The organism is Spirillospora sp. CA-108201, from assembly GCF_050936235.1.
Lineage (GTDB): Bacteria > Actinomycetota > Actinomycetes > Streptosporangiales > Streptosporangiaceae > Spirillospora.
This window is the reverse complement of sequence record NZ_JBNJNE010000001.1, coordinates 5,582,367-5,598,562: the sequence shown is the minus strand read 5'-3', so window position 1 is coordinate 5,598,562 and position 16,196 is coordinate 5,582,367. Positions and strand designations below refer to the sequence as shown.

General features: G+C 72.5%; 17 protein-coding genes. 10 read left to right on the top strand and 7 right to left on the bottom strand.

Annotation, left to right across the window (positions count from 1 at the left end; genetic code table 11):
* Positions 1-6: 6 nt before the first annotated feature.
* Positions 7-1,077 (bottom strand): quinone-dependent dihydroorotate dehydrogenase, encoded by a 1,071-nt coding sequence (locus ACQEU6_RS26915; protein ID WP_499335817.1) that lies wholly within the window; start codon positions 1,075-1,077, stop codon positions 7-9.
* Between the two features lie 244 nt (positions 1,078-1,321).
* Here ACQEU6_RS26915 and ACQEU6_RS26910 point away from each other — a divergent pair, with 244 nt between their 5' ends.
* Positions 1,322-1,516 carry a DUF6243 family protein gene (locus ACQEU6_RS26910; protein WP_499335816.1) on the top strand — a complete coding sequence of 65 codons (195 nt, stop codon included), beginning with the start codon at positions 1,322-1,324 and terminating at the stop codon, positions 1,514-1,516.
* 38 nt (positions 1,517-1,554) lie between these two features.
* On the opposite strand, the gene ACQEU6_RS26905 is transcribed toward ACQEU6_RS26910, so the two are convergent.
* Entirely contained in the window at positions 1,555-2,631 is a 1,077-nt protein-coding gene (locus tag ACQEU6_RS26905; protein WP_499335815.1) for a hypothetical protein, read from the bottom strand.
* Positions 2,632-2,946: 315 nt separating this feature from the next.
* Between ACQEU6_RS26905 and ACQEU6_RS26900 the strand changes: the two genes are divergently transcribed.
* The 4 genes from ACQEU6_RS26900 to ACQEU6_RS26885 all read left to right on the top strand — a co-directional run bounded on the left by ACQEU6_RS26900 (position 2,947) and on the right by ACQEU6_RS26885 (position 7,392).
* A complete protein-coding gene (locus tag ACQEU6_RS26900; protein WP_499335814.1) occupies positions 2,947-3,921 on the top strand; it encodes a hypothetical protein in 975 nt (324 codons plus the stop codon).
* Between the two features lie 273 nt (positions 3,922-4,194).
* Positions 4,195-5,574, top strand: a complete 1,380-nt coding sequence (locus tag ACQEU6_RS26895; RefSeq protein ID WP_499335813.1) for an extracellular solute-binding protein — start codon at positions 4,195-4,197, stop codon at positions 5,572-5,574.
* Positions 5,575-5,602: 28 nt separating this feature from the next.
* Positions 5,603-6,562 (top strand): carbohydrate ABC transporter permease, encoded by a 960-nt coding sequence (locus tag ACQEU6_RS26890; protein ID WP_499335812.1) that lies wholly within the window; start codon positions 5,603-5,605, stop codon positions 6,560-6,562.
* Positions 6,562-7,392, top strand: coding sequence for a carbohydrate ABC transporter permease (locus ACQEU6_RS26885; RefSeq protein WP_499335811.1), 831 nt, complete (start codon positions 6,562-6,564; stop codon positions 7,390-7,392). The genes ACQEU6_RS26890 and ACQEU6_RS26885 overlap by 1 nt, the downstream gene beginning before the upstream one ends.
* A 52-nt stretch (positions 7,393-7,444) precedes the next feature.
* On the opposite strand, the gene ACQEU6_RS26880 is transcribed toward ACQEU6_RS26885, so the two are convergent.
* Complete coding sequence (locus ACQEU6_RS26880) at positions 7,445-8,644, bottom strand: IS110 family RNA-guided transposase (RefSeq protein ID WP_499328410.1); 1,200 nt, start codon at positions 8,642-8,644, stop codon at positions 7,445-7,447.
* 241 nt (positions 8,645-8,885) lie between these two features.
* Here ACQEU6_RS26880 and ACQEU6_RS26875 point away from each other — a divergent pair, with 241 nt between their 5' ends.
* A complete protein-coding gene (locus ACQEU6_RS26875; RefSeq protein WP_499335810.1) occupies positions 8,886-10,208 on the top strand; it encodes an ABC transporter ATP-binding protein in 1,323 nt (440 codons plus the stop codon).
* Positions 10,209-10,265: 57 nt separating this feature from the next.
* Positions 10,266-10,952 (top strand): class I SAM-dependent methyltransferase, encoded by a 687-nt coding sequence (locus ACQEU6_RS26870; protein ID WP_499335809.1) that lies wholly within the window; start codon positions 10,266-10,268, stop codon positions 10,950-10,952.
* Positions 10,953-10,976: 24 nt separating this feature from the next.
* On the opposite strand, the gene ACQEU6_RS26865 is transcribed toward ACQEU6_RS26870, so the two are convergent.
* Positions 10,977-11,990, bottom strand: coding sequence for a helix-turn-helix domain-containing protein (locus tag ACQEU6_RS26865; protein WP_499335807.1), 1,014 nt, complete (start codon positions 11,988-11,990; stop codon positions 10,977-10,979).
* A gap of 326 nt (positions 11,991-12,316) precedes the next feature.
* Here ACQEU6_RS26865 and ACQEU6_RS26860 point away from each other — a divergent pair, with 326 nt between their 5' ends.
* Positions 12,317-12,898 carry an NlpC/P60 family protein gene (locus tag ACQEU6_RS26860; RefSeq protein WP_499335806.1) on the top strand — a complete coding sequence of 194 codons (582 nt, stop codon included), beginning with the start codon at positions 12,317-12,319 and terminating at the stop codon, positions 12,896-12,898.
* Positions 12,899-12,969: 71 nt separating this feature from the next.
* Here ACQEU6_RS26860 and ACQEU6_RS26855 read toward each other — a convergent pair whose 3' ends face one another.
* Positions 12,970-13,164 (bottom strand): hypothetical protein, encoded by a 195-nt coding sequence (locus ACQEU6_RS26855; RefSeq protein ID WP_499335805.1) that lies wholly within the window; start codon positions 13,162-13,164, stop codon positions 12,970-12,972.
* Positions 13,165-13,317: 153 nt separating this feature from the next.
* Here ACQEU6_RS26855 and ACQEU6_RS26850 point away from each other — a divergent pair, with 153 nt between their 5' ends.
* Together ACQEU6_RS26850 and ACQEU6_RS26845 are read left to right on the top strand one after the other, a co-directional pair.
* A complete protein-coding gene (locus ACQEU6_RS26850) occupies positions 13,318-13,899 on the top strand; it encodes a TetR/AcrR family transcriptional regulator (protein WP_499335804.1) in 582 nt (193 codons plus the stop codon).
* Between the two features lie 2 nt (positions 13,900-13,901).
* Positions 13,902-15,077 (top strand): glycosyltransferase, encoded by a 1,176-nt coding sequence (locus tag ACQEU6_RS26845; RefSeq protein WP_499335803.1) that lies wholly within the window; start codon positions 13,902-13,904, stop codon positions 15,075-15,077.
* A gap of 4 nt (positions 15,078-15,081) precedes the next feature.
* Here ACQEU6_RS26845 and ACQEU6_RS26840 read toward each other — a convergent pair whose 3' ends face one another.
* Complete coding sequence (locus tag ACQEU6_RS26840; protein ID WP_499335802.1) at positions 15,082-15,606, bottom strand: GNAT family N-acetyltransferase; 525 nt, start codon at positions 15,604-15,606, stop codon at positions 15,082-15,084.
* Positions 15,607-15,644: 38 nt separating this feature from the next.
* Positions 15,645-16,172: a nuclear transport factor 2 family protein gene (locus tag ACQEU6_RS26835; RefSeq protein ID WP_499335801.1), complete on the bottom strand. Its 528-nt coding sequence runs from the start codon at positions 16,170-16,172 to the stop codon at positions 15,645-15,647.
* Positions 16,173-16,196 lie beyond the last annotated feature (24 nt).

Sequence of the window (16,196 nt, the reverse complement as noted above, 5' to 3'; positions counted from 1 at the left end):
GGAGGGTCAGCCGCGGGCCTCGTCCAGGGTGCGGAAGGCGCTGCCGCGCAGGCGGCGCGACAGGTCGCGGTTGACGCGGTGCGCCCAGAGCGGGCCGCCGTAGATCATGCCGGTGTAGCCCTGGACGAGGGTCGCGCCCGCCCGGACGCGTTCCCACACGTCGTCGGCCGTCTCGACCCCGCCGACGGAGACCAGCGCGATCCGCCCGCCCGTGCGGGACCGCAGCCGGCGCAGGACCTCCAGCGACCGCTCGCGCAGCGGTGCGCCCGACAGCCCGCCGGTCTCCTTCACCAGCGAGGGCGGGCTGAGCAGGGCGTCGCGGCCGATGGTGGTGTTGGTCGCGATGATGCCGTCGAGGCCGAGTTCGAGGGCGAGGTCGGCGACGGCGTCGACGTCGTCGTCCGCCAGGTCCGGCGCGATCTTCACCAGCAGCGGGACGCGGCGGGCCGACGAGCGGTCGGCGGCCTCGCGCACGGCCGTCAGCAGCGGGCGCAGGTGCTCGACGGCCTGGAGGTTCCGCAGGCCGGGCGTGTTGGGGGAGCTGACGTTGACGACGAGGTAGTCGGCGTGCGGGGCGAGCCGCTCGGCGCTCGCCACGTAGTCGGCGGAGGCCGAGGCATCCGGGACGGCCTTGGTCTTGCCGATGTTGGCGCCGACGATCGTCCCCGGCGTCCGCTCGGCGAGCCGCCGCGCGGCGGCCTCGGAGCCCGCGTTGTTGAAGCCCATCCGGTTGACGACCGCCCGGTCCGGGACGAGCCGGAACAGCCGCGGGCGCGGGTTGCCGGGCTGCGGGCGCCCGGTCACCGTCCCGATCTCGACATGGCCGAACCCGAACGCGCCGAGGGCCGCGTAGGCGACGGCGTCCTTGTCGAACCCGGCGGCGAGACCGAGCGGGCTCGGGAAGTCCAGCCCGAACGCGCGGACGGCCAGCGCCGGATCGCGCGGCGCGAACAGCCGCCGCAGCAGCGGCACGAGGCCGGGCACCGCCTGGATCGCGTGCAGCGCCCGCAGGGTCAGGTGGTGGACGCTCTCCGCCGGAACGCGGGCGATGACCAGTGAGAAAAAGAGTCGATACATCACTGGCCAGTATCCCAGCAGCCCCACAGGAAAATCGTTTGAGGGCCGCCGAACCGGCTCCCTACCCTGACCCCATGCTTCTCCATGCCGAGGCCACCGCCTGGTGGCCCACTCCGAAGCGTGTCTATCGCGACCGTCCCGCCGGCAGGTCCGGCCGGGACGCGATCCGCGTCTGAGCTGCACGCTCCCGCGCGGCCGGACCTGGGTGCGAGACCGACCACACCCAGCCGAACGGGAGGACCCCATGTCCAAGAGCCGAGGCCGCAACGGCATGCTCGGTGTAGGCGGCCAGCGCAAGAACCTGTCGCGCGGCGAGCTGCGCGGCGGGAAGGCGCGGGCAGGCGGCGGCGACGCCGCCGAGGCGGCCGAGAAGAAGAAGGACCTGCTCCGCAAGATGCGCGAGCGCGCCGAGCAGCGCTCTTCCAGTAACGACGAGTAGCAGGCGACCGCGCCGGTCCCGTTCAGGGGCCGGCGCGGTCACCTTCCGCGGAAGGTGCGGCGGAGGGTGAGCCGGACGTCGTGGGCTGCTTCTCGCATCGTGCGCCGTGTGGCGCGGAGCGGGTCTCGTACGGAGACTCGCCAGGTCGAGCGGATGCCTTGTCCCAGCGGGCGCAGCACGCTTTCCCGAACCCGGCGGGCCGGGGCGACGACGAGCACCCGCACCGGGACGACGACCAGCGTCCGCCAGAGCCATCGCAGGATCCGGGCGGCGAGGCGCCAGGTTCCCATGGCCCCGGCGACGACCGGCGCCAGGAGGTACCGCCACACCGCCCGCGCGGGCGTGACGATCAGGACGCGTCCCAGCCAGGCCAGGCAGCGGCCGATCAGCCGCCACGACCAGGCCACCGCCGCCGCGAAGGCGCGCCAACCGGTGGCGAGCGCGCCGCCGAGCGCGGCCAGCAGGGTGAGGACGCCGCGGCCGAGCCAGGTGAGGCCGGCCCAGAGGGCGCGGGCCAGCCAGGCGAGGCCGAGAAGCGGCGGGCGCAGGACGTAGCGCCACAGCAGCACGGCCGGCAGGACGACCAGCACGCCGATCAGCAGGCCGATGCCCTTGAGGAGCAGCCCGAGGCCCTGCCCGAGGACGCCGAGGAGCCGGGCGAGTCCCCGGCCGAGCGCCCGGAGCGGACGCAGCAGGAGGAAGGCGAGCAGTCCGCCGAGGCCGCGTCCCAGCAGGGCCAGGAACCGGCCGATCGGTGCGATGAGGACGCGGTGGACCCATCGGGCCAGCCGTCCGGTCCCGCGCCCGAACCATCGCAGGAGGCCGAGGACCACGACGACGGCGAGCCAGCGCAGGGGCCGGACGAGGACGAGGTCGAGCAGCGCGGCGATGCCCCGTCCGACGGCGGCGAGCAGCCGTCCGGCCGGGGCGAGCAGCCACCGGTAAAGGACGCGCCAGGCGCCGAGCAGCAGCCGGCCGAGGAACCGGGCGAACCGGCCCGGCACCCGCATGAGAGCGTTCCAGGCCGCCCGGACGCCTCGGCCCGCCAGAACGGCCGCGTCCCAGCCGAGCCGCAGCGGGACCACGACGACCAGCGCTGCCACGCGGGCCGGCACGACGATCCACGCGGGGCCCGGACCCGGTTCCGAACCCCGATCCGGCATCGGTGCCGGGGGACGTTTCTTGGTCAGGTCGACCGGGCCGCCCGCTGAGTCGTTTCCCGTGGTCACCGCAGCCTTCCTCGTCCGCCGCCGCAGGTCCGCGGCGCCAGGATGTGACTCGGCGCGGGGGCGACCGGTTCCAGGCGGTTGAACCCGCTCCGAGGGGTTCACCGTATTCCTCCTCGATCCGGGAGAGCGGCGGCTCCACCTCGATCGACGTGCGGGACCTGGAACCGGAGCCGGGGCCCAGGACGACCTGGAGGACACGACATGAAATTCCCACGTTGGGCGATCCCCGCTGCGGCCGCCCTCACGGCGTCGGGACTGGTGCTGAGCGGGTGCGGGCAGGAGAAGGCCGGGGGGAAGCAGAACGCCGCGGGCTCCCGGGCGCAGGCGCAGCCGTCGGCCGAGCCGTCCGAGTCGCCCGCCCCCGAGCCGACCGTGCTGGAGGTGGCCAGCGTCACCCGGCTCGGCAGGGTCGTCACCGACGGCGCCGGCAAGACGCTCTACCGCTTCGACAACGACACCGCCCGGCCGCCCGCGTCGACCTGCGCGGGCGCGTGCGCCAAGGCGTGGCCGCCGGTGTGGGCGGGGCAGGGGGACACCGAGGTCAAGGGGGTCCGGCAGTCGCTGGTCGGCAAGGTGAAGCGGCCGGACGGCAAGTGGCAGGTCACGCTCGGCGGATGGCCGCTCTACCGGTTCGCCAAGGACGGCAGCCCCGGCGACACGAAGGGGCAGGGCGTGGGCGGCACCTGGTACGCCGCGGCGCCGACCGGCAAGAAGGCGGCCCCGCTCAAGAAGGCGACCGGGAACCGCTGGAAGGGCTGGACGGTCGTCAAGGCCGAGCGGGACCCGAAGCTCGGCCTGATCCTGACCGACGGAAAGGGCATGACGCTCTACCGCTACGACAAGGACAAGAACAGGCCGCCGACCACCAATTGCTTCGGCTCCTGCAAGAAGGCGTGGCCGCCGGCCGTCTTCAACGGCTGGAAGCACCTCAAGCTCGAAGGCGTCTCCAAGAAGGTCGTCAACTTCATCGAGCGCAAGGACGACGGCAAATGCCAGCTCACGATCGACGGCTGGCCCATGTACTACTACGAGCAGGACAAGCAGCCCGGCGACACCAAGGGCCAGGGCGTCGGCGGTGTCTGGTGGGCCACCACGCCGACCGGAAAGAAGGCCGTCGGCACGGGATCCGGCACCGGTGACGGGGGCGGCGGCTACGGATCGGGCGGCGGTTACTGAGCCGTTCACCACGCCCTCTCCGCCCATCAGGCGAAGGCGCGGAGGGTGGCGCGGATCGGTCGGGGTCCGCGCCGCCTCCGCGCCTTCTTCGCGTCCTGACCTCTTTCACGCGATGATCACGGCCTCCTCATTTCCGGGCCAAGACCCTTTGCCTTCCGATTACTCTCCGGATCTCGACACTCACGCGATCCGATGGTCGAATGGAGGGCCGATCCCGCCGAGGGTGCGGCCCGGCGAAGTGCCCGCAGTCCGGTGGGAGCTTCGGGAGGCCCCATGGGCGAGCGAGCCGAGCGAACGGCGAACGACCAGGCGGGACATGCCCGGCCCCGGGTGAGGGCGCCCGGACGGCACGGCCCCGCGGAGCGGGCGCGATCGGCTTGGCTCGGGGGCGCGGCGGCGCTGGCGCTGCTGGCCGGCGGGCTCACGGCCTGCGGGGACGGCGGCGGCCCGCCGAAGCTCACCTGGTACGTCAACCCCGACAACGGCGGCCAGGCGGCCCTCGCGAAGTCCTGCACGCGGGCCGCGGGCGGCCGGTACCGGATCGAGACGTCGCTGCTGCCGAGCGACGCGACGCAGCAGCGCGAGCAGCTGATCAGGCGCCTGGCCGCCAAGGACTCCGGGCTCGACCTCATGAGCCTCGACCCGGTGTTCGTCGCGGAGGCCGCGAACGCCGGGTTCCTGCGCCCGTTCACCAGGAGTGAGGCCGCGCCGCTGACCGACGGCGTGTTCGCTCCGGCGGTGCAGAGCTCGATGTGGGAGGGCAGGCTCTACGCGGCGCCCTTCTGGGCCAACACGCAGCTGCTCTGGTACCGCAAGTCGGTGGCGAAGAAGGCGGGCATCGACCCGAGCGCGCCCGACTTCACCTGGGACGGGCTCATCGACGCGGCCGTCCGCACGAACACCGCGATCGGCGTGCAGGGCAACCGGTACGAGGGCTACATGGTGTGGATCAACGCGCTGATCGCCTCGGCCGGGGGACGCGTCATCAGCGGCGCCGAGAAGGGCGACGACGCGAGCATCGAGATCGACTCGCCGGCGGGCCGGCGGGCGGCGTCGATCATCCAGAGGCTCGCCCGGTCCCCGGCCGCGAGCCCGACGCTGTCCACCGACATCGAGGAGCAGTCCCGGGCGACGATCAACGGCGCTCGCGGCGGCTTCCTGCTCGACTGGGGCTATGTCTGGCGGGCCGAGAAGGGCGACGCCGACGCGGGCGCCATCGGCAGGGACATCGTCGGCGACCTCGGCTGGGCCCGCTACCCGCGGGTCGACCCGCGGGAGCCGAGCAGGCCGCCCTTCGGCGGCATCGAGATCGGGATCGGCGCGTACGGCGAGCACGCGCCCCTGGCCGTGGACGCGGTCCGGTGCATCACGTCGCCGGCCAACATGAAGCGGTACATGCTCGACGAGGGCAACGTCGCCGCCCGCCCGGCGATCTTCGATGATCCCGACATCCTCAGGGAGTTCCCGATGGCCCCGCTGATGCGGGACTCCATCGCCGCGGCCTCGCCCCGTCCGGCCACCCCCTACTACGCCGACCTGTCCGGAGCCGTCCAGAACCGCTGGCATCCGCCCGCGTCGGTGAACCCCGCGACGACGCCGCGCCGGTCCGCGGAGTTCGCCCGGGCGGTCCTGAGCGACCAGGCGCTGCTGTGAGGGAAGGCACGAAGAGGAAGGTGTCCGGATGACGTCGTCCGCGAAAACGGCGCCGACGGTCGGCCGCTCCGGCAGCGCCCCCGCCCCCGCCCCCGCCCGCGCGGAGATCTCCGACCGCGGCCGCGCCGAGCGCAGGCTCGGGCTGCTGCTCTCCCTGCCCGCCGTGGTGGTGATGCTGCTGGTCACCGCGTACCCGCTGGTCAACGCCGTCTACGAGTCGATGTTCAGCTACCGGATCACCGCACCCGAGGACCGGCACTTCGTCGGCCTCGGCAACTACGCGACCGCGCTGACCGACGCCCTGTTCTGGCAGACGGTGCTCACCACCCTGGTCATCACCGTGGCGACGGTGGGGGTGGAGCTGGTCATCGGGTTCGCGCTCGCGATGGTGATGCACCGGGCCGTCTTCGGGCGGCGGACGGTGCGGACCGCGATCCTGCTGCCCTACGGGATCGTCACCGTCATCTCCGCGTTCGCCTGGAAGTACGCCTTCGACGTCCAGTCGGGGTTCGTCGACTCCTGGTTCGGTCTCGGCGACTTCGCCTGGTTCTCCGACCGCTGGGCGGCGCTGTTCGTGATCGTCCTTTCGGAGATCTGGAAGACGACCCCGTTCGTGTCGCTGCTGCTGCTCGCCGGGCTGGCGCAGGTGCCGGCCGACCTCGGCGAGGCGGCGACGGTGGACGGCGCGACGGCGTGGCAGCGGCTGAGACGGGTCACGATCCCGAACATGAAGGCCGCGATCCTCGTCGCGGCGCTGTTCCGGACGCTGGACGCGTGGCGGATCTTCGACAACGTGTTCGTCATGACGTCCGGCCAGGAGAAGACCCAGGTGCTGTCGTTCCTCACCTACCAGCAGATCATCACCCGGACCGAGCTCGGCCTCGGCAACGCGGTCGGGGTGCTGCTGTTCCTGTCGGTCGTGCTGATCGCGGCCGTGTTCATCAAGGGGTTCCGGGTGGACCTGTCCCAGGTGCGAGGTGACCGCTGATGGAGTCGGCGCGCTCGAAGTCGCTGTGGATCGCCGCCTCGCTGCTGATCCTCGTGTGGACGGCGTTCCCGATCGTGTGGATCGTGATGCTGTCGTTCAAGCGGCCCAGCGAGATCGGCAACGTCCAGGGCTTCTTCCCGAAGACCTGGACGTGGGACAACTACGAGACGGTCTTCAAGACCGACCTCTTCACCTCGGCACTGATCAACTCGATCGGGATCTCGCTGATCGCCACGTTCGTCGGGGTGGTGTTCGCGACGCTGGTGGCGTACGCCATCGCGCGGCTGGAGTTCCCCGGCAAGCGGCTGATCCTGTCGTTCGCGCTCGCCATCGCGATGTTCCCCGTGGTGTCGCTGGTCGGGCCGCTGTTCGACCTGTGGCGCGACATCGGCCTGTACGACACCTGGCCCGGCCTGATCATCCCCTACATCTCGTTCGCGCTGCCGCTGGCGATCTGGACGCTGTCGGCGTTCTTCCGCGAGATCCCGTGGGAGATGGAGCAGGCCGCGCAGGTGGACGGGGCCACCAGCTGGCAGGCGTTCCGCAAGGTGATCGTCCCGCTGGCCGCGCCCGGCGTGTTCACCGCCGCGATCCTGACCTTCTTCTTCTGCTGGAACGACTTCGTCTTCGGGATCTCGCTGACCTCCACCGACCGGGCCCGGCCCGTCCCGGCGGCGCTGGCGTTCTTCACCGGCGAGTCCTACTTCGAGCAGCCCACCACCGCCATCTGCGCCGCCGCCGTCGTCGTCACGGTCCCCGTCGTGATCATCGTCCTGGCGTTCCAGCGCCGCATCGTGGCCGGGCTGACGTCCGGCGCCGTCAAAGGCTGAGAGGATTCCCAATGAGGTTGTCAACCCGACGCCGTAACCGATCGTGAGCGGTTCAGGCTGCTGTGGTCAGTTTCAGGGTGGGTGCAGCCATGTAGACGCGTCCGTCTCTGAGCATCGCCCACAGCACGTTGACTCTGCGGCGGGCCAACGCGAGCACGGCCTGGATGTGCTTCTTGCCCTCGGCCCTCTTGCGCTCGTAGAACGCTTTGGAGGCGGGACAGCAGCGGATGCTGACCATGGCGGACATGTAGAACACTCGCAGCAGGCGGCGGCTGTAGCGCCGGGGCCGGCGCAGGTTGCCGCTGATCTTGCCCGAGTCCCGGGGTACCGGCGCGAGTCCCGAGACACCGGCCAGCCGGTCCGCGCTGCCGAACGCGGCCATGTCGCCGCCGGTGGCGGCGATGAACTCCGCGCCCAGGAGGGGGCCGATGCCGGGCAGGCTGGTGATCACCGCGGCGTGTTCGTGCTCGCGAAACCGGGCCTGGATGGCCGCGTCGGTCTCGGCGAGTTCGGCATCCAGGGCGATCACCTCCTCGGCCAGGCGCTCGACCACGGCGGCGGCGGTCTTCTCGCCCGTGACCGTGGTGTGCTGGGCCTGGGCGGCCTCGATCGCGGCCAGGGCCACGCGGGCAGGGTTGCGGACCTTGCGGGCCCGCAGCCATGTCTCCAGCCGGGCCTGGCCGATCTTGCGCAGCGAGGTGGGGGTGCGGTAGCCGGTGAGCAGTGTCAGGGCGGCCTTGCTGTTGCTGTAGTCGAAGGCGCGCTCCAGGGCGGGAAAGTAGCCCAGGAGCTGGTCGCGCAGCCGGTTGATGGTCCGGGTGCGATCGCAGGCCAGGTCGGTACGGCGGCCGGTGAGGATGCGCAGGTCCGTGGCGATCTCGTCGAAGGACGCGATCGGGTGCAGGTCCCGGCGCATGCGGGCCTGGTCGGCGATGATGAAGGCGTCCTTTGCGTCGGTCTTGCCGCCGCCCCGGTAGGCGCCGGAGGCGTGGTGGACGGTGCGCCCCGGGATGTAGACCAGGTCCTGGCCGTGGCCGAGCAGCAGGGTGATGAGCAGGGCCCCTCCACCGCTGTTGAGGTCGATCGCCCACCGCAGGTCTTCACCCAAGGCGTTGGCCTCGGCGATGAGGCCCAGGATCTCGGCTTCGTCGTTGACCACCTTCCTGGACAGCAGCCGGTTGCCGTCGGGGTCGATCACGGTGCAGTGGTGGTGGGTCTTACCCGCGTCCACACCTGCCCAAATGCGTGGCATCGGGCTCCTCCGTCGTCGCAGCTCACATGGGGGTCCCGCAGACGACCGCGCCGTCGTGTCCTTACACAGCGATCTGTTCGCGCATCCCAATCAGCGGTCGGGTCGTCTTGGAGCGCCAGGCGGCCAATCCTCTCAAGCCACCCAGGTGGCAAACCCATGAAAGCCATACCTGGCGCTCCCGGGGTCCTCCCAACCCTACGGACGGTCAGGAACGAACACCCAGGAAGAAGGTAAGGAAACCATGGCCGCCATCACCATGAAGAACATCGTCAAGCGGTACGGCGACGGTTTCCCGGCGGTGAACGACGTGTCCCTGGACGTGCGGGACGGCGAGTTCATGATCCTGGTGGGGCCGTCCGGCTGCGGCAAGTCCACGCTGCTGCGGATGGTCGTCGGGCTGGAGGACATCACGTCCGGCGAGATGGTCATCGGCGACCGGGTCGTCAACAAGGTCGCGCCGCGGCGGCGGAACCTGTCGATGGTCTTCCAGAACTACGCGCTCTACCCGCACCTCAGCGTGTTCGAGAACATCGCCTTCCCGCTGCGGCTCGCGAAGGTCGCGGACGGCGAGGTCCGGCGGCGCGTCGGGGAGACCGCGGAGCTGCTGGAGCTGACCGAGCACCTGGACCGCAAGCCCGCGAACCTGTCCGGCGGGCAGCGGCAGCGGGTCGCGATGGGCCGCGCGATGGTCCGGCGGGCGGACGCGTTCCTGTTCGACGAGCCGCTGTCGAACCTGGACGCCAAGCTGCGCGGGCAGATGCGCACCGAGATCTCCCGGCTCCAGCGGCGCCTCGGCGTCACCACCGTGTACGTGACGCACGACCAGACCGAGGCGATGACGCTCGGCGACCGGGTCGCGGTGCTGCGCAGGGGAGTCCTGCAGCAGGTGGGGAGCCCGCGCGAGCTGTACGAGGAGCCGGTCGACCTGTTCGTGGCCGGGTTCATCGGGTCGCCGTCGATGAACTTCCTGCCCGCGTCCGTGGACCGCTCCGGCGACGTCGTGCTCCTGGAGACGCCGCTCGGGCGGTTCGAGCTGCGCGACGGGCGCAAGGCCGCCGCGATCGGCGACCGGTCGATCGTGCTCGTCGGGATCCGCCCGGAGCACGTCGAGGACGCCTCGCTCGTCGGCGAGGAGAAGCGGGCGCGCGGCAGCCTCGTGCGGGTCCGGGTGGACGTGACCGAGTGGCTGGGCAACGAGCTGTACGCCTACGTCCCGTACGAGGCGCCCGAGGATCTCGCGGCCCGGCTGCGGGACCTGTCGCGGGAGCTCGACGGCGACCAGCTGCGGACCCAGGCGGTCGTGGCGCTGGACGCGGCCAGCATGATCGCGCCGGCGCGCGAGGCGGAGCTGTGGATCGACACGACGCGGGCGCACATGTTCGACCCGTCCACCGGCGAGAACCTCACCCGCGACGAGGAGCGCGTCGCGCAGTTCGACCGCCTCGCCGAAGAGTCACGCGCCGCCCACCGGGAGGCCCAGCGCGCCGCCCACCGGGAGGCCCACCGGGAGGACGCCCGGAGCGAGTCGTCCGCCTCCCCCCTGCCGGAGGCTCCGGCCATCTGACATGAACCGGTCGTTCTCCTGACATGAATGGTTGATCTTTCTGGCACGATCGGGAGCATGTACGAGCGCTTCGCCCACGAGTACGCCGTCCATGCCGAGGACAGTTCCTACAACGCCCTCTACGACCGTCCCGCCGTGCTCGGCCTCGCCGGGGACGTGACCGGCCTGACCGTGTTCGACGCCGCGTGCGGTCCCGGCCTCTACGCACGGGAACTGCTCCGCCGCGGCGCCCGCGTCGCCGGCTGCGACGTCAGCCCCACCTTCGTCGGCATGGCGCTGGAACGCACCGGAGGCCGCGCCGACCTGCGCGTCCACGACCTGTCCACTCCCGTGGCCTGGATGCCGGACGGTTCCGTCGACCTGGTGGTCCTCGCGCTGGCCCTGCACTACTTCGACGACCGGGTCGCGCTGCTGAAGGAGTTCCGCCGCATCCTGGCCCCCGGCGGAGCGGTCGTCCTTTCCACGGAGCACCCGATGGCGGGATGGCTGCGCCTGGGCGGCTCCTACTTCCGCGAGGAGCCGGTGGAGGAGTCGCTGAGCCCCGAACGGGACTGGCCGATCCGGGCGTGGCGGCGCCCCCTGACGGCGATCTGCGCCGAGTTCCGCGCGGCCGGGTTCCTCATCGAGGAGCTGCTGGAGCCGCGCCCCGCCCCCGAGATGGCCGACCGCCACCCCGAAGACCACGCCAGGCTGGAGCAGTCTCCCGCCTTCGTGGCCTTCAGGCTGGTGCCGTCCCGCTCCTGACGCGTCCGGCGGAGGGCGGCGAGGTCAGCCGACCGGGTCGTCCTGGACGTTGCAGGGGCGGCAGCCGTGGTGGTCGGCGCCGGACGCGAGGCCGTCCCTGCGGGTCAGGTGGTCGGTGCCGTATCCGCGGCGCTGCTGGTAGGCCCAGTAGGCGCGGCGCGCGGGACTCGTCCACCGCTCGAAGACCACGACCTCGCGCACGTCGGCGCCGCCGCTCGCCTTGATCACGAGGTCGCCGGGGAGCAGCGACGCCATCGGGATCCGGCGGCAGTAGGACGACTCCAGGAGCGCCGAGTTGGGGCCGGGCTTCGGCAGCCCGAGCGCCATGGACGCGTACCCCGAGCCGTCGGTCCGGTAGCCCCGGAAGCCGGCGTTCTGGTCGTAGGGCACCCGGCGGGCGGTGCGCGGATGCCAGGACCGCGCCCGGACCGGGACGCCGTGGCGGCTGACCACCCTGACGGGCCGCCGGGCCGTCTCCGGCGGCCGGGCGCCCGCGTCCCCGGCCACCGGCGGCGTCCGCATCCCCGCGCCCAGCGCCACCCCGGCGCTCCCGGCGACGAGCGTGCACCCGGCGACGGCGCCGAGGAAGAGCAGCCGCCGGGACCGCGTCCCCCCGGCCCACGACGCGGCGCGCACGGGTTCGCCGTCCCCGAGATCGTCGGCGCTCTCCAGGGTGACATCGAGTCCCCCGTCCGCGGCGGGCTTCACGTCGGTGGCGGGATCCGCGTCGGCGGCGGGCTTCGCGTCGGCGGCGGGCGGGGCCGAGCGCCGGGCCTCGTCCGCCACCTCCCACAGGGCGGCCAGGCGGCGGGCGTCCGCGCCGCACAGGTCCGCGAGCGTGGTGACGGCGTCGGCCGGGATCCACGTCTCGCCGCTGAGCCAGCGGCTCCAGGACGAGCGGCTCGCGTGCGTCCTGCGCTCCAGGGCGCGCAGATCGAGCCCGGATTCCTCTTTCAGGCCGCGCAACTCGGTGAGCAGGAGGCGTGCCGCCTCGGCCAGGCCGCCGGGCAGCGGAGTCGGCGGTCGTCTTCGGCTCATCGCGCGTCTCCCTCGGGCAGGCAGGCCATTATGCCCAGTCCCCTCCGCGCCGGTAAATGACTCGAAGTGAGATCACGCAGAGTTCTCCGACGGGCACCACATGTGATCACCGTGCGCTTTCGTGTTGTCGGGCTGTCTCGCGAAAGCCCCTGCTGGGACGGCGTTGTCGCAGCTCGGAAGCGTCTCGCGTGTCCCGGTGTCCCAACCTTTCCGGTGGGCTTGCCGAATGGCGTGCGGTCATCCCTATCGTGTGCCGCGTCGATCGACACCCCCGAACTCGGCGCCCGACGGGGCGCAATTCCCGCACAATTCATGGAGGATTGCCAATGGCTTCCCCTCGGACCGTTCTCCTCGGTGTCAGCGCCCTGGCGCTGGCCGGCGGAACCGCCTTCGGCCTGTACGGCGTGTCCGCCTCCGCCGCGTCCCCGGCTCCGGCACGGGGCGTCCAGCTCCAGGCGGCGGGCACCAGGGTCGCGGTGGCGGCCGTCCCGAAGGTCACCCGGAACCAGGTGATCGCCCGGGCCAAGGCCTGGCACCCGCACACCAGCAGCCGCGTCCCCTACAGCCAGGCGAGGACGCACGGCGGCTACCGCACCGACTGCTCCGGCTACGCGTCCATGACGCTGCGGCTGCCCAGGCCCGGCCCCAACACCGTCGGCCTGGCCTCGTCCACCTACAGCAAGCGGATCTCGATGTCGCGGCTGAAGAAGGGCGACCTCGTCATCGACGCGATCGGGAGCAACACCACCCGGCACGTCGTCATCTTCGAGAAGTGGACCAGCAGCAAGCACACCGCCTACTGGGCGTACGAGCAGCGCGGCGGCTACGGCACCGACCACCGCACCCGCACGTACGGGCTGTCCAGCGGCAGCCAGTACAAGGCATACCGCCCGAAGAACCTCACCTGACCCTGCTCCCGGGAAGCTCCCCGCGAAGCGCCCGGCCGGTCCCCTCCCGGCCGGGCGCTTCGGCGCGCCCGCTACGCGGGCGTCTCGGCGATCTCCCAGCGCCCCACCTCGCGGTGGTCCGAGTCGTAGACGGCGGACCCGTCCCCGGGCCTCAACTCGTAGTGCCGGACGTTCCCGCCCCAGTAGCGCAGGATCCGCCCCAGCTCGGCGACGGCGTCCTCGGCGACGGCGCCCTCACTCAGGTCCACTTCAAGAACGAACTTCACGCGCCCGCCTCCCATCGATCGACGCCTTCAAGTGTGTCATTGAGACACCCGGTGAGGCTTTTACCGCCGATGAGCCGAGTAGCCGTCGTCAACCCTCAAACCGGGTGCGGCCACCCCGGAGGCGTCGACATTTTCATGTTAGCCTCGGTTATCGTGAAAAGGTCCTACACCATGACGGCCCGGGCGCGGTCGGCGGACGAGACGCGGCGGCGGGTGCTGGACGCGGCGGTGGGGCTGCTCGGCTCGCGGCTGCGCTCCGACATCCGGCTGGAGGACGTGGCCTCCGGGGCGGGCGTGAGCGTTCCGACGGTGCTGAGGGCGTACGGCAGCCGGGCGCGGCTCATCGAGCTGGCCCTGGAGAAGGTCCTGGAAGGCATGGGGGCCGAGTTGCGGCAGCCCGAGCCGGGGGACGTTCCGGGTTCGGTCTCGGCGTGGTTCGACCACTACGAGAAGTACGGGGACGCGGTGGTGCGGAACCTGGCGGACGAGGACGATCCGGCGGTGGCGCCCATCGTCCGGATCGGCAGGACCCGGCACCGGCGGCACGTCGAGCGCCAGCTCGGTCCCCGGCTGGACACGGTGCCCGGGGAGCGGCGGGCCACACTCGTCGACGCGCTCGTCTGCGCCTGCGACGTCTACACGTGGAAGCTGCTGCGCCGTGACATGGAGCGGTCGCGGGACGAGGCCGAGGCGACGATGACGGTGATGATCGAATCTCTGCTGGCAGGGGTGTGACGATGGCGGGCTGGCTGCTGCTCACCTGGGACGGAGCCGGGAACCAGGGGCCGATGACCGGGCTCGCGCGCCGCCTGGAGGCGCGGGGCCACACGGTCACGGTCGCGGGCCACCGATGGCAGCGGCGCCGTTTCGGCGAGGCCGGGCTCGCGTTCCGCACACTGCCTCGCGCCGACGCCGGCCATCCGGCCGCGCCGCCGCCCGAGGGGTGGCTCCCCGCGCTGGTCGACGCCGTGTGGGCCTGCCCCGCGCACCTGGCGGACGTCCCCGGGCTGCTGGCCGGCGGCGCCTATGACGGGGTGGTCGCCGACTGCCTGATGTTCGGCGCGCTGGCGGCGCTGGAGGCGTCCTCGACACCGGCGGCGGTCCTGGTGCACAGCGCGCCGGGTGCGCTGTGCCCGCCGGGCGGCCCGATGGACCGGATGCTCCTGCCCGCGGTGAACGCGGTGCGCGGCCGGGCCGGTCGTCCGCCGATCGGCAGCCTGTGGGATGCCTGGACACCGTTCCTCCCGCTGTGCACCAGCATCCGGGAGCTGGACCCGCTCGCCGGCCAGGCGCCGCCGTCGTTCGACTACGTCGGGCCGGTGCCCGACGAGCAGCAGCCGTCCGGCACGCGCCTTCCCTGGGCGGCCGACGACACCCGCCCTCTGGTGGTGGCCGGGTTCTCGACCGGCCCGGCGTGGGACCAGACCTCGCGCATCCAGCGGACCCTCGACGCCCTCGCCGACGGGCGCCACCGCGCGCTCGTCACCAGCGCGACGACGGACGTCGCCGGGGTGCGGGTGCCGGGCGACGCGGTCGTCCTGCCGTGGGTGCCGCACGCCGAGGTGCTGCCGCACGCGGCCGCGGTCGTGACGCACGCGGGCCACGGGACGGTCACCGCCGCGCTCGCCCACGGCGTGCCGATCGTCGCCCTGCCGAACCCGGCCGCCGACCAGCCCGCCCTCGCCCGGCGCACGGCCGAGCTGGGCGCCGGGATCGCGCTGGACGGGGAGAGCGCCGGACCCGAGGAGATCGCGGCGGCCGTCCGCACGGTGATCGAGGACCCGTCCTACCGGGCGGCCGCGACCGCGCTGGCCGGACGCCTCCGCGCCGCGCCGGGCCCCGAGTACGCGGCGGCACGGCTCGAACGGCACGCGCGGGCGCCCGGTCGCGCCGGCGAGGCGTTCCGCCCGTAGGGGGTCAGGGGAGCTTCTTCACCAGCAGCTCGAACTCAAGGTCGTCGCGCTTGGGCAGGCCGAACCGCTCGTCGCCGTAGGGAAACGGGCTCGTCTCGCCGGTCCGGGCGTAGCCGCGCCTGACGTACCAGGCGATCAGGTCCTCGCGCAGGCTGATCACCGTCATGTGCATCTCGGCCGCGTCCCACCGCTCGCGCGCCCGCCGCTCGGCCTCCGCGAGGACCCGCCGGCCGAGCCCGCCGCCCTGCTGGGACGGGCTGACGGCGAACATCCCGAAGTAGGCGTGCCCGCCGCGGTCCTCCAGCTGGCAGCAGGCCATGAGCGCGCCGCCGACCTCGGCCACCAGCATCACCGAGTCCGGGTCGCGCACCACGGCCGCGACGGCGTCCGGGTCGGTGCGCCGCCCGTCGAGCAGGTCGGCCTCGGTCGTCCATCCCGCGCGGCTGGAGTCCCCGCGGTAGGCGCTCTCCACCAGCGCGACGAGAGCCGGCACGTCGTCCGCCGCCGCCGTCCGAAAGATCGGTTCCACTCTGCCCACCCGGTCCGTGATGCCTGTCAGGGGCGACTCTAGCCGGGCTTCGCGGCGCCCCGGACGGGTGGCGGCTGGTCGACGCGGCAGCCGGGCCCGAGGGGGCGGGTGATCGTCCAGTGGCGGTGGAAGTGGCACTTGGCCATCTTCCAGCGGCCGTCCTCGACGACGTACTCGTCGTCGTACTCGCCGGTGCTGACCGACTCGGTGCCGTCCTCCAGGTTCACCTGGCGGAACTTGAGCGTCCAGCGGCCCGACGCGCGGGTCGCGTCGTGCACGGTGATGTCCGGATGCGTCGCGTGGTGCATGTCGAGGACGGCGTTCCCGCCGTCGACCTTCCGGAGCGCGATCGACTCGAAGACCCTGACCATGCCCTCCGCGTCGTCGAACGCGCCCAGCCGCCCGTAGTCGATCGAGGCGCCCGAGGCGACGAAGCAGGCCCGGAACCCCTCGGGGTCCTTGGCGTCGCAGGCCCGCAGGTAGCGGTGCTTGAGCGCCTTGATCTCCTCGATGGCCTCCAGCCGGGCGACGCGCGCGGCGAGGTCGGGGCTCGGGTGCTGCGGCATGGTGGCCCGACCTTCGCCGACGGA